Consider the following 12022-nt stretch of genomic DNA (forward strand, 5'->3'; position numbering starts at 1 on the left):
GCGCGCTCGCGCGGCCCTGGCAGGGCCTATGCCAACTCATCCACCAGGCGCAGCAGGTCGAGCGGGCTGAACGGCTTGGTGAGGAAGAGGTCGGCGCCCGCCTCGCGGGCGCGGACCTCGTTCTCGCCGGCGCCGGCCGCCGTCAGCATCACGATCGTCGCGCTGCCGCCCGCGCCCTCCTGCTCGCGCAGGGCGCGGCAGGCGGTGATGCCGTCCATGCGGGGCATGTCGATGTCCAGGAAGACGAGCTGGGGGCGGATCTGCGCCGCGCGCTCCACGGCCTCGACGCCGTTGGCCGCCTCGTGCAGCGCGAAGCCGGCGACGTCCTCCAGCGTGGTCGAGACGAGCTTGCGGATGAACGGGTCGTCGTCGACGATCAGCACGCTGCGCATCAGTCGGACTCGAGTCGGATGCGGTCCAGCGTCGTGATCGGGATGTCCATGAACGCCGTGACGACCTGCGGGTCGAAGTGGCTGCCCGAGGCGTCCTGGATCATCGCCCGCGCCTCCTGGACCGGCGACGGCGGCCGGTAGGGGCGCAGCGTGGTGAGCGCGTCGAGCACGTCGGCGACGGCGAACACGCGCGCGGCCAGCGGGATGACCTCGCCCTCCAGCGCGTCGGGGTAGCCCATGCCGTCCCAGCGCTCGTGATGGTGGCGCACGACGAGCTTGGCCTCGCCGAGGAAGTCGATCTCGCGCAGGATCTCCCAGCCCACGATGGGGTGCTTCTCCATCAGCGCGCGCTCGTCGGGCGTCAGCGGCTCGGGCTTCCAGAGGATCGCGTCGGGCACCGCGACCTTGCCCACGTCGTGCAACAGGAAGCCGAACTCCACCTCGGGGTCGTCGGCGAACGGCGCGTCCATGACGCGCGCGATCTCCATCCCGTAGGCGGCCACCCGCTCGGCGTGCTTGCCCGTGTAGGCATCGCGCGCCTCGACGGCGTTGCACAGCGCGCGCACCGTCGCCATGTAGGAGCGGCGCAGCTCGTGGCGGCGCTCGCGCTCACGCTTGAAGGTCTCGCGGAGGTCCGCGGCGTAGCGCTCGAGCTGGCGCTCCTTCTCGGCCGCCGAGCGCTCGACGGTGGCCAAGCGACCCTGGAGCACCGAGATCTCGGTGGTGATGCTCTCGCCTGCCATGTCGTCAGCCGACGAGCCTACAAGTCCGCGGCGGCCGCGGGTTCCAGGAGCGCGAGGACGGCGGCACCGGCCTCGTCGACCGGGATCGGGTCGGCGTCGAGCCGCGCGAGGCCCGGGAAGCCCTCCGCGTCGTCGGCGGACACGATGACGATCGACCGCTTCAGGCGCCGCCCGCGCAGGTCCAGGCCGGCGATCGCGGCCTCGACGTCGGGCAGGCCGGCGTCGACGAGCGCGACCTCGAAGCGCCGGCTCGCGCACAGCCGGGCGGCCTCGAGCGGGGTGCTGGCCCACTCGTGCTCGATGCCGAGCTTCTCGAGCGTGTCGTTGAGGTGGGTGCGCACGCCGGCGCGGCCGACGGCCAGCACGCGGACACGGCCGGCCATGACGGCGGCGCCGAGCGCGTCGGCCAGCTCGTCGGCGTCGATCGGCTTGCTGACGACCCACTCGCCCGACAGCGCCTCGCGGCCGGAGAAGACGGAGACCACGACGACGGGCAGCTCGGCCAGGCGCTCGTCGGCCCGCAGCTCGCGGAGGACCTCGAACCCGCTCATCCCGGGCATGAGCACGTCGAGCGTCATCGCGTCGAACTCGCCGCTGCGCAGGCGCGCGAGGGCGGCCTCGCCGTCGAGGACGATCTCGCACTCCACCCCCAGGGCTCCAGGCGCTCGGCGATGAGACGGGCCGTCTCGGGCTCGTCGTCCATCACGAGCACCTTGCGCCCGCGCAGCGCGTCGCGCGGGCGGGTGACCACCCCCGGCGCGGGGGCGGCCGGCAGCGTGATCGCGAACGTCGTGCCCTCGCCCGGGGTGCTCGCGACGTCGATCGTGCCGCCGTGCAGGTCGACGAGCGACTTGACGATGGACAGGCCCAGGCCGGTGCCCGGCGTCCCCGTGCTGCCCGAGCCGCGCGAGAAGCGCTCGAAGACGTGCTCGAGCTCGCCGGGATCCATGCCGCGCCCGGTGTCGCTGATCTCGATCCGCACCCCGCCCGGCGAGCCGCCGGCTCGCACGGCGACCGTGCCGCCCTCGTCGGTGTAGAGGTGCGCGTTGGTGACGAGGTTGGTGAGCATCTGGCGCAGCCGCGAGGCGTCGGCCAGCACGCGCGGGGTGTCGGGCTCGACATCGAGCTCCAGGCGCTGGTCCTTGGCCTCGATGCGCCCGTGCAGGAGCGTGACGACGTCGTCGAGGGCCTCGTGCACGTCGATGGCGCGACGGTGGACCTCCACGCGGCCGGCCTCCAGGCGCGCGACGTCGAGCAGGTCGTTGACGAGGTCGACGAGGCGGTTCGTGCTCACGAGGACGATGTCGAGGAACTCGCGCTGGCGGGGGTCGAGGCCCTCGCCCGCGCTGAGGAGCTCGACGAAGCCCTTGATGGAGGTCAGCGGCGAGCGCAGCTCGTGCGAGGCGGTGGCCACGAACTCGCTCTTGAGCCGCTCCAGGCGGGCGCGCTCGGTCGCGTCGCGCAGGGTCCACACGACGCCGCCTCCGCCGTGCTCGTCCAGCCGGGCGGCCGTGGCGGCCAGCGTGCGCCCGTCGTGGTCGAGGAGCACCTCGACGCCGAGGGCCTCGTCGGTGGCGGGGAGGACGAGGCCGGCGAGCTCCGGCGGGTGGCCGACGCGCAGCTCGGGCGTGTACTGCATGGCGCGTGGGTTGGCCGAGGCGACGAGGCCCTCGTCGTCGACGAGCACGAGCCCGTCGCCGAGGCTGCGCAGCGTGACGTCCAGGCGCCTTCGCTCGGCCTCGAGCTTCTCGCTGGCGCGCTCGAGGTCGGTGGCCATCGCGTTGAAGGACCGGCCGAGCTGGCGCAGCTCATCGGGGCCGCGCTCCTCGTCGACGCGCGCCGTGAGGTCGCCGCCGGCGACACGCGCCGAGGCGCCGACGAGCTCCTCCAGCGGGCGCCGCACGCCGGCCAGCAGCAGCGCGACCAGGGCGATCGCCCCGGCCAGGGCCAGGCCGCCGGCGGCGGTGATCGAGGCCAGCGCCCGGCGCGAGTCGCCGCGGGCGTGCTTGTCGGCCGCGGCCAGCCGCGCGTCCTGGCGGCGCTGCAGGGCGTTGATCGGCGCCCGCGCTCCGAGGGCTGCCGCGGCCGGTGCCCCCGGGCGGCGCAGGACGGCCTGGGCGGCGCTCGCCTGCTGGATGAGCTTGAGGCTGGCGGCGTCGTCGACGGCCTTCGCGCGCGTGTCGGCCAGGGCCTGCTCGTAGGCCGTGCGCGCGCGGGCCGTGGAGGCGCTGGCCTGGCCGGAGCGGCGGGCCCGCAGGGTGGCCTCCTCGACGACGGAGGCGGCGAGGAGCTTGCCCGCGGAGGCCTTGACCTCGAACGCATGGGCGAGCTGGGCCTCGTAGTGCTGGCGCGACGAGTAGAGGGCCCCCACGCCGAAGCCGGCGATCGCCGTGAGGGCGATCGTCAATCCGAGGAGCGCGAGTTGGACCGAACGCGCGATGGAAAGCCGCCGCACGGCTAGCAAGCTACCGGGCGGCGGCGACGCGCGTGCACGGATTCGGCAGGTCTGCACACCCGCCCCGCTTCCCGGAGTCATGGGAGCACGCTGCGGATCCCGCCGCGGCGTCCCGCGCCGCCTGCCACGATGGCGGGTCGATGACCGTCGTGCTCGCCATCGCCGCCGCCGCGTCCTGGGGGCTGGCCGACTTCCTGGCCGGGCTGGCCAGCCGGCGGGTGGCCGTCCCGGTGGTCCTCGCGCTGGTGGAGGGCGGCGGGCTCGTCGTCGTGCTCGCGGTCACGCTGGCGGTGCACGAGCCCTTCTTCTCCGACCGCCTCGACGCGGTGGGCGCGATCGCCGGCGGCCTGTCCGGCGTGCTGGCGCTCGGGCTGTTCTACCGGGCGCTGGCCATCGGCACGATGAGCATCGTGGCGCCGATCTCGGCGGCCGGGTCGGCCGTCGCGGTCGTGGTCGGCGTCGCCGCCGGCGACCGGCCGTCGGCGATCGCCGCGGTGGGCCTGGCGGGCGTGTTCGCCGGCGTCGTGCTCGCCTCGCGCGAGGCCTCGGACGACGACCCGGCCGGCGCGGCGGACCGGCGCCTCAGCGTGCTCCTGGCGCTCGGGGCCGCCGTGGGCTTCGGCGGCTTCTTCGCGCTGACGGCGAGCCCGGCCCGCGCGTCGGTGCTCTGGATGCTCGTCCTGGCGCGCGCCTCGGCGCTGCCCTTCGTCCTGGCGCTCGTGGCGCGCACGCGCCCGGCGCTGCCGGGGCGCCGGCTGGGGCTCGGCCTGGCCGCCGTCGGGCTCGTCGACCTCGCCGCCACGGCGTTCATCGGCCTAGCCGACCGCCACGGCGACCTCAGCGTGGTCGCCGTCCTGGGCGGGATGTACCCGGTCGTCACCGTGCTGCTGGCCGCCGCGGTGCTCGGGGAGCGCCTGCGCGCGGCGCAGCTGCTCGGCGTGACCCTGGCGCTGACCGGTGTGGCGGCGGTGGCGGCGTCGTGACCGGCACGCTCGCCGCCGCGACGTTCGAGTTCGCGCCCCTGCAGATCGCGCCGGGGCTGGCCAGCGCGGGGCTGTACGCCCGCCGCTGCGCGACGCTGGCCGGCACGCCGCGCGCGGTGCCGCGCGAGCGCCAGGTGGCCTTCTACGCGGGCGTCGCGGTCATCCTCACCGTGCTCGTCTCGCCGCTGGCCGGGCTGAGCGACGAGCTCTTCTGGGCCCACATGGTCGAGCACCTGGTGATCGCCGACCTCGGCGCCCTGCTCATCGTGCTCGGCCTGACGGGGCCGCTGCTGGCCCCGGTCCTGCGGATCCCGGTCTTCGACCGGCTGCGCGTGCTGGCCCACCCGCTCGTGGCGCTGCCGCTGTGGGCGATCGACCTCTACGCCTGGCACGTGCCGGTGCTGCACGTCGCCGCCGTCCACCACGACGGGCTCCACGCGCTGCAGCACCTGTGCTTCATCTTCTTCGGCGCCAACGTCTGGATGTGCCTGTTCGGCCCGCTGCCCATGCCGTCGTGGTTCGGGACGGGGTGGAAGGCGGGCTACATCCTCGGGGTGCGCCTCGTGGGCGCCGCGCTGGCCAACGCCCTGCTGTTCGGCGGCGGCGCGTTCTACCACGTCTACGCCGCCGGCGAGGCCGCCCACGGCATCTCGGCCGAGGGCGACCAGGTCGTCGCCGGCTCGGTGATGATGGTCGAGGAGTCGCTGCTGACGATCGGGCTGTTCTGCTGGCTCTTCCTGCGGGCGGCGCGCCAGAGCGATGAGCGCCAGGAGCTGCTGGACCTCGCCGCCGCGCGCGGCGTCGACCTCACGCCCGAGCGCGCGGCGCGAGCCGTCGCGGCGGGCCGCGCCGGCGAGCTGCGCGCCCGCATCGAGCGCGGCCCGGGCGCCGGCCCGACGCCTCAGGCCTGACGGGTCAGCGCCTCGGCACGCGCGGCGAGGCTGACGACGCCCTCGCCGAAGGACTTCAGGTACGGGTCGTCGCTCAGGCCGGTGGAGGCGCGCTTGTAGTTGCCCTCCATGAACACGATCGACTTCCACAGGGCCAGCGTCTGGTACCAGCGGATGTCGGTCATCGAGCGCCCCGAGCGCTCCTCGTAGCGCGCCAGCAGCTCCGCGCGCCGCGGCCAGCCCTCTTCGCGGGTGACGGGCGACAGCTCGAACGTGTTGCCCGGCGGGTCGTCGCGGTCGGCGTACATCGTGCAGAAGTAGCCGAGGTCGGCCAGCGGGTCGCCGATCGTCGACATCTCCCAGTCCAGGACGGTGACCACCCGCGCCGGGGGCTGCAGCGCGAGCATCGTGTTGCCCAGGCGGTAGTCGCCGTGGACGATGGTCGCGGGGGGCGAGTCGGGCAGGTTGGCCTTCAGCCATGCGCCGACGGACTCCACGGCCGGGATCTCGCGGGTCTTGTTGTGGTCCCACAGCCCGAGGAAGCGCCGCACCTGGCGCTCCGTGTAGCCCTCAGGGCGCCCGAAGCCCTCCAGCCCCGCCTCGCGCCAGTCCACCGCGTGGATCTCGACGAGGGTGTCGACGAGCTCCTCGCCGGCCCGCCGGCGCTCCTGCGGCGTGTCGAGCTCGGCGGGCATGGTCTTGGTGATCACGTGCCCGGAGATCTCCTCCATGACGTAGAACGGCGCGCCGATGACCGAGTCGTCGTCGCAGACGGCCAGGACGCGCGGCACGCGCGCGCGGCCCTCCAGCGCGCGCAGCACCCGCGCCTCGCGCAGCATGTCGTTCGCGCTGGGCGGCAGCGGCGGCCGCGGCGGACGGCGCAGCACGAAGGTCGCCCCGCCGCGCGCGAAGCGGTAGGTGGCGTTGGAGTGGCCGTCGCCGATCGCGCTGATCTCCGGCTCGCCCTCGCCGAGCCCGGACCGGTCCAGGAACGCGAGCAGGGGGTCCAGGACGAGCAGCGGCACGCGGGCGTTGGCCTCGCCCTCGGCGTGGGTGCGGACGATGTCGTCGGCAGCGATCTCGTGGGGCATCAGGGGACGGAACTCTCCCATGCCGCGGGGTCGGGCGCTCGCTCGCGGTCGCCGCGCGCGGACCCGTCGCGCAACTTCGGTGGCCGATAGCGTGTCCCCCTTCGTGATGCCGCTCCTCCGACGCCTCCTCCCGCTGACCCTCCTCGCGCTGCTCGTGCTGCCCGCGCTGCCCGCCCAGGCCAAGCACACGCAGGAGGTCACCTTCGAAGCGCCACGCGACCTCTTCGACGTCGCCAAGCGCGATGCCGCGTTCTCCGAGATCGACAGCCTGGGCGCCAACGCGCTGCGCGTCGTCCTGTACTGGCACGACGTCGCCCCGGCGCCCGACGACCGCGTCAAGCCCAAGCTCGACATGACCGACCCGGCCACCTACGACTGGTCGCGCTACCAGCCCGTGCTCGACGAGGCCGCGCGCCGCGGGTGGACCGTGCAGGTCACCGTGTCGGGCCCGGTCCCGCGCTGGGCGACCAACGGCGCGCGCGACACGGTCACGCGGCCGAGCCCCAACGAGTTCCGCATGTTCATGATGGCGGTCGCCAAGCAGTTCGGCTCCGAGGTCTCGCGCTGGTCGATCTGGAACGAGCCCAACCACCCGCAGTTCCTCGGGCCCCAGTACGACAGCCGCCACCGGCCCGTCTCGCCGACGGTCTACCGCGGCCTGTACGCCGCGGCGCTGCGCGGGCTGGCCGCCGTCGGCGACAGCAAGCCCGTCCTCATGGGCGAGACGGCGCCGACCGGCACGGGCCGGGACGTGGCCCCGCTCACGTTCCTGCGCCAGGCGCTGTGCCTGAGCGACACCTACAAGAAGAAGGGGTCGTGCGCGAAGCTGCGCATCGACGGCTACGCCCATCACGCCTACTCCACGCGCCTGGGCCCGTACTACAAGCCCGACGGCCCCAACAACGTGACGATCGGCGTGCTCTCGCGGTTGACGGGCGCGCTGGACAAGGCGGCGAGGGCCGGCGCGGTCAAGGCCCGCCTGCCGCTGTACCTGACCGAGTTCGGCGTGCAGTCCACGCCCGACCCGCTCTACGGCGTGAGCCTGCAGCGCCAGAACGAGTTCCGCGACGACGCGGAGAAGATCGCCTACGACAACCCGCGCGTGGCGGCGTTCTCCCAGTACCTGCTGACCGACGACGCGCCGCTGACCGGCGTGCCCGCCGAGCAGCGCTACAGCGGCTTCGAGTCCGGGCTGCGCACCTCGGACGGCAGGGCCAAGCCCGCCCTGGCCGGCTTCCGGCTGCCGCTCGTCGTCAAGAGGGGCAAGGGCGCCAAGGTCACGCTGTGGGGCCTGGTGCGCCCGGCGCGCGCGGTGACCAAGGTCGTCGTCCAGCAGCGCGACAAGGGCCGGGCGTTCGCGACGATCGCGACGGTGACCACGAACGCGCGGGGCGTCTGGACGGGCCGCGCCGGCCTCGGCGGCTCGGGCCGCGAGTGGCGCGTGCGCTGGACGGCGCCCGACGGCACCGTCTTCACCGGCCCGGCCACGCGCGCGCTGAAGTAGTCCCTGCACGGGCGGCGTCCGCGGGCCGCTAGATTGCGCCGATGGGGTCCCAGCTCTGGTTGCTGCGCCACGGCGAGGCCGAGCCGCACGACGCGCGGCCGGACCCCGAGCGGCGCCTCACGCCGCGGGGCGAGCAGCAGTCCCGTGCGGCGGGGGCCGGGCTCGCGGCGCTGGAGATGACGTTCCAGGCGGTCTACACCAGCCCAAAGGTCCGTGCCCGCGACACCGCGCTGATGGCGTGCGCCGAGCTCGGCGTGCAGCCCGTCGAGCACGCGGCGCTGGCCGAGGGCTTCGACGTCGGCGAGGCCCACGCGCTCCTGCTGGCCCACGGCCCCCACGCGCGGGTGCTCGTCGTCGGTCACAACCCGGATTTCGCCCAGGTCGTGGCCGACCTGACGGGCGCGGCGATCGACGTCAAGAAGGGCGGCGTCGCCGGCGTGCGGCTGGCCGGCGCCACACGCGGCACGCTCATCGCGCTGCTGCGCCCGCGTGAGCTCAGCCGGCTGGCGGCGCGTGACCGCGCCGCGGCCGTCCAGGCCGCCGCCACCTCCGACTAGCCTGTGGCCCACGGCCCATGCTGGACTCCTCCGACGTCACGCGCCTGGACGGGCGCGCCGCGCGCTCCCAGCGCTCGCGCCTGGCGATCGTCGACGCGCTCATCGCGCTGCTGCAGGAGGGCAACGTCCAGCCCAAGATCGAGGACATCGCCGCCCGCGCCGGCGTGGCGTCGCGCACGGTGTTCGGGCACTACCCCGACGGCGAGGCGCTGTTCGCCGCGGTGGGCGAGCGCCAGGCGCGCAGCCTCGAGGCGCTGCTGACGCCGATCGCCCCCGGCGGCCCGCTGGCCGAGCGCGCGGCCGCCGTCGCCCTCCAGCGCGCGACGCTGTACGAGGCGATCGCGCCCGTGCGGCGCGCGGCCCTGCTCATGGAGCCGCTCAGCCCGTCGGTCCAGGCGACGCTCGAGCGCTTCCGCGCCGCCAAGCGCGCCGCCGTCCTGGGCGTCTTCGCCGCCGAGCTGGACGCGATGGACCCCGCACGACGCGACGCCGCGGCGGCGGCGCTGGGCGCCGCGGCCTCGTGGGCGGCGTGGGACGCGCTGCGCCGCCAGCAGGGGCTGTCGGTCGACGCCGCGCGCGCGGCGCTCCAGCACGCCGTCGGCGCCCTGGTGCGCCCGGGCTGAGCCGTGCTGGACCGCGTCCGGGTCCGCGCGCCCGAGCTCGAGGGCGCCGGCGGGTGGATCGGCTCCGACGGCCTGACGCTCGCCGGGCTGCGCGGCCGCATCGTGCTCCTGGACTTCTGGACCCTGGCCTGCGTGAACTGCCAGCGCGTGGTCGAGGAGCTGCGCGGCCTGGAGCGGCGCTTCGCCGACGTCCTGGTCGTCGTCGGCGTGCACTGGCCCAAGTTCCCCACGAGCACGACCACGCCGCCGTCCGCGCCGCAGTCGCCCGCCACCGCGTCCGCCATCCCGTGCTCGACGATCCGGGCCTGGTGACCTGGGACGCCTACGCGGTGCGCGCCTGGCCGACGCTCGTGCTCGTCGACGCCGAGGGCCGCGTCGCGCTGACGGTCTCCGGCGAGGGGCACGCCGTGACCCTGGCCTCGGCGATCGAGGCGCTCGTCGAGGAGGCGCAGGCCGCCGGGACGCTGTCGCCCGGGGGGTCGAGGTCGACGGCGAGGCGCCGGGCACCGGGGAGCTGGCCTTCTGCGGCAAGGTCGCCGTCGAGGAGGGCGCCGACGGCCCGCCGCGCCTGGCCATCGCCGACACGGGGCACGACCGCGTGCTGGTGACCACGCTGGAGGGCGAGGTCCTGCACGAGCTCGACGGCCTCTACCAGCCCCAGGGGGTGCGCTTCGACGGCGCCGGGTCCACGCACGTGCTCGTCTGCGAGACCGGCGCCGACCGCGTGTGGCGCATCGCGCTGGACGACGGCACCCGCGAGCTGGTCACCGACCGCCTGGCCTCGCCGTGGGACGTGATCCGCTGGCGCGGGCACCTCGTGATCGCCGAGGCGGGCCGCCACCGGCTGTGGGCCGTCGACCGCGACGGCGAGCTGCAGGTCCTCGCCGGCACGGGCGCCGAGGCATTGCACGACGGCCCGGGGCTGGAGGCGGTGCTGGCCCAGCCCTCGGCGCTGGCGGTCACCGCCGACGACGACCTGGCGTTCCTCGACGCGGAGGCCGGCGCGCTGCGCGTGCTGCGGGCGGGCACGTTCGTCGTGCAGACGCTGGCGGGGGCGGGGCTGTTCGCCTGGGGCAGCGACGACGGCGGCCGCGACCGCGCGCGCATGCAGCACCCGCTCGGCCTGGCCACCGGCCCCGACGGCGCGCTGTACGTCGCCGACACGTTCAACGGCCTGGTGCGCGTCTGGCGCGGGTCGCACCTGTGGACGGTCCCCATCGACGGCTTCGCCGAGCCCGGCGGGCTGGCCGTGCTGGCCGACGGGCGCCTCGTGGTCGCCGACACGGGCAACCACCGCGTCGTGCTCGTCGACCCGGTCATGGCCGGCGCCGTGGCGCTCGACGTCGGGCGCCCCGGGTCCGTCGACGCCCCGGGCCCGCAGCCCGCCGCCGTCGCAGGGACGATCGTGCAGCCCGAGGGCTCGGTGCTGGATCTCACGCTCGACCTCGACACGGGCGACGACGTGCTCGACCCCGCCGGCGGCCCGCCCGTGCGCGTGCGCGCCGTCGCGACCGACCCGGCGCTGCTGCGCGAGCCGACGAGCTGGGCCCTGCCCGCGCTGCCCGCGCAGGTGCGCCTCGCGCTGGGGGAGGGGTCGGGACGGGTCACCGTGGAGCTGCTGGCCGCGACCTGCGGGCCCGACGCGTGCCGCCTGCGCCGCACGCAGCGCGCCTACGACGTGCTGCTGACCGCGGGCGGGGCCTGACCCCGTCCGGCCCGCTGCCCCGTCGCCGGGCAATACCCTGCAGGGGCCATGCCGGAGCTGCCCGAGGTCGAGATCACCGCACGCCGCCTGGGCGAGGCGCTGGCGGGCGCGACGATCGAGTCGACGCTGGCGCCGGGGATCAACGCGCTCAAGACGTTCGACCCGCCGCTGCACGCGCTCGACGGGCGCACGATCGCGGGGCTGCGGCGCATCGGCAAGCATCTCGTGGTCGACGTCTCCGGCGACCTGCACGTGCTCGTGCACCTCATGAGCGCCGGGCGCCTGCAGCTGTTCGACAAGCGCGCCGGGCTGCGGGACCGCACGTCGCGCCTGCTCATCCGCATCGACGACGGGCGTGAGCTGCGGCTGCGCGAGTTCGGCACCAAGCAGGCCGCATGGGTCAAGGTGCTCACGCCGGAGGGCCTGGCCGCCGACGACGCGGTGGCGACGCTGGGCCCCGAGGCCTGGCCCGACCCGCCCGAGGACCTCGCCGCGCTCCTGGCTCCCCACGGCGCGCGGCCGCTGCAGGCCGCGCTGCGCGACCAGCGGATCATCACCGGCATCGGTCGCTCCTGGGTCGACGAGATCCTGTGGACGGCGCAGCTCTCGCCCTTCAAGCGCGCCAACGAGCTCGACGCCGACGACGCCGCGGCGCTGCGCCGCGCGATCGTGGAGCGCCTCGGCGCCGCGATCGACCACTACGAGGAGGTCGTGCACCTCCCGATCCCCGACAAGCTCCCGCTGCCCCTGCAGGTCCACCGCCACCAGGGCGAGCCGTGCCCGCGCTGCGGCACGACGATCGAGGCGGTGCACTACGAGGACTACGTCCTCTGCTACTGCCCGCAGGACCAGACGGGCGGGCGCGTCCTCAAGGACCGCCGCCTGTCGCGGCTGCTCAAGTAGCGGGCTCCAGCGGGACGTCGTGGCGGCCGGGCGACGTGTCGAGCCTGACGTCGTCGCGGGAGCAGGCCAGGCTGGAGTGCACCGACGCGTTGGCGGCCTTCGCCGCGTGGGCGTTGACGCCGAAGGCGCCGGTGCCCAGCGTGCCTACGCGGTCAGGGCCGCAATATCATCGTGGG

At 75.2% G+C, this 12022-nt stretch carries 14 protein-coding genes; 9 read left to right on the top strand and 5 right to left on the bottom strand.

The genetic code is table 11. From position 1 onward, the window contains the following. Positions 1-26 precede the first annotated feature (26 nt). Genes FSW04_RS05905 through FSW04_RS05920 form a run of 4 tightly spaced genes read right to left on the bottom strand, consistent with a single transcriptional unit; the run spans position 27 to position 3590 of the window. The gene (locus tag FSW04_RS05905; RefSeq protein WP_146917282.1) at positions 27-392 is read right to left on the bottom strand and encodes a response regulator; all 366 of its coding nucleotides are present in this window, start codon (positions 390-392) and stop codon (positions 27-29) included. Next, positions 392-1135, bottom strand: coding sequence for an HD-GYP domain-containing protein (locus FSW04_RS05910; RefSeq protein WP_146917285.1), 744 nt, complete (start codon positions 1133-1135; stop codon positions 392-394). The genes FSW04_RS05905 and FSW04_RS05910 overlap by 1 nt, the downstream gene beginning before the upstream one ends. Positions 1136-1152: 17 nt before the next feature. Beyond that, positions 1153-1782: a response regulator gene (locus FSW04_RS05915; RefSeq protein ID WP_187369283.1), complete on the bottom strand. Its 630-nt coding sequence runs from the start codon at positions 1780-1782 to the stop codon at positions 1153-1155. Beyond that, the gene (locus FSW04_RS05920) at positions 1710-3590 is read right to left on the bottom strand and encodes a sensor histidine kinase (protein WP_187369284.1); all 1881 of its coding nucleotides are present in this window, start codon (positions 3588-3590) and stop codon (positions 1710-1712) included. Before FSW04_RS05920 ends, FSW04_RS05915 begins: the two co-directional genes overlap by 73 nt. 140 nt (positions 3591-3730) lie before the next feature. Here FSW04_RS05920 and FSW04_RS05925 point away from each other — a divergent pair, with 140 nt between their 5' ends. Both FSW04_RS05925 and FSW04_RS05930 read left to right on the top strand, forming a co-directional pair. Continuing rightward, the gene (locus FSW04_RS05925) at positions 3731-4573 is read left to right on the top strand and encodes a DMT family transporter (protein WP_146917291.1); all 843 of its coding nucleotides are present in this window, start codon (positions 3731-3733) and stop codon (positions 4571-4573) included. Beyond that, a complete protein-coding gene (locus FSW04_RS05930; RefSeq protein ID WP_146917293.1) occupies positions 4570-5484 on the top strand; it encodes a cytochrome c oxidase assembly protein in 915 nt (304 codons plus the stop codon). Before FSW04_RS05925 ends, FSW04_RS05930 begins: the two co-directional genes overlap by 4 nt. On the opposite strand, the gene FSW04_RS05935 is transcribed toward FSW04_RS05930, so the two are convergent. Continuing rightward, entirely contained in the window at positions 5475-6554 is a 1080-nt protein-coding gene (locus FSW04_RS05935) for a phosphotransferase family protein (RefSeq protein WP_146917296.1), read from the bottom strand. The two genes, FSW04_RS05930 and FSW04_RS05935, sit on opposite strands and share 10 nt — an antisense overlap. A 106-nt stretch (positions 6555-6660) precedes the next feature. Here FSW04_RS05935 and FSW04_RS05940 point away from each other — a divergent pair, with 106 nt between their 5' ends. From FSW04_RS05940 to FSW04_RS05965, 7 genes are read left to right on the top strand one after another with little or no spacing between them, the layout of a single operon-like run. Further along, the gene (locus FSW04_RS05940) at positions 6661-8058 is read left to right on the top strand and encodes a hypothetical protein (RefSeq protein ID WP_146917300.1); all 1398 of its coding nucleotides are present in this window, start codon (positions 6661-6663) and stop codon (positions 8056-8058) included. Positions 8059-8099: 41 nt separating this feature from the next. After that, positions 8100-8615 carry a SixA phosphatase family protein gene (locus FSW04_RS05945; protein ID WP_146917304.1) on the top strand — a complete coding sequence of 172 codons (516 nt, stop codon included), beginning with the start codon at positions 8100-8102 and terminating at the stop codon, positions 8613-8615. Between the two features lie 17 nt (positions 8616-8632). Continuing rightward, on the top strand, positions 8633-9238 hold the full coding sequence (locus FSW04_RS05950; protein ID WP_146917309.1) for a TetR/AcrR family transcriptional regulator: 606 nt from the start codon (positions 8633-8635) through the stop codon (positions 9236-9238). 3 nt (positions 9239-9241) lie between these two features. Further along, a complete protein-coding gene (locus tag FSW04_RS05955; RefSeq protein ID WP_187369285.1) occupies positions 9242-9550 on the top strand; it encodes a thioredoxin domain-containing protein in 309 nt (102 codons plus the stop codon). Continuing rightward, positions 9526-9846 (top strand): thioredoxin domain-containing protein, encoded by a 321-nt coding sequence (locus FSW04_RS25710; protein ID WP_187369286.1) that lies wholly within the window; start codon positions 9526-9528, stop codon positions 9844-9846. Before FSW04_RS05955 ends, FSW04_RS25710 begins: the two co-directional genes overlap by 25 nt. Continuing rightward, positions 9837-10943 (top strand): NHL repeat-containing protein, encoded by a 1107-nt coding sequence (locus tag FSW04_RS05960; RefSeq protein WP_146917311.1) that lies wholly within the window; start codon positions 9837-9839, stop codon positions 10941-10943. Before FSW04_RS25710 ends, FSW04_RS05960 begins: the two co-directional genes overlap by 10 nt. A 48-nt stretch (positions 10944-10991) precedes the next feature. Then, positions 10992-11846, top strand: a complete 855-nt coding sequence (locus tag FSW04_RS05965) for a DNA-formamidopyrimidine glycosylase family protein (RefSeq protein WP_146917314.1) — start codon at positions 10992-10994, stop codon at positions 11844-11846. Positions 11847-12022 lie beyond the last annotated feature (176 nt).

This window comes from Baekduia soli, from assembly GCF_007970665.1.
In the GTDB taxonomy this organism is placed as follows: domain Bacteria; phylum Actinomycetota; class Thermoleophilia; order Solirubrobacterales; family Solirubrobacteraceae; genus Baekduia; species Baekduia soli.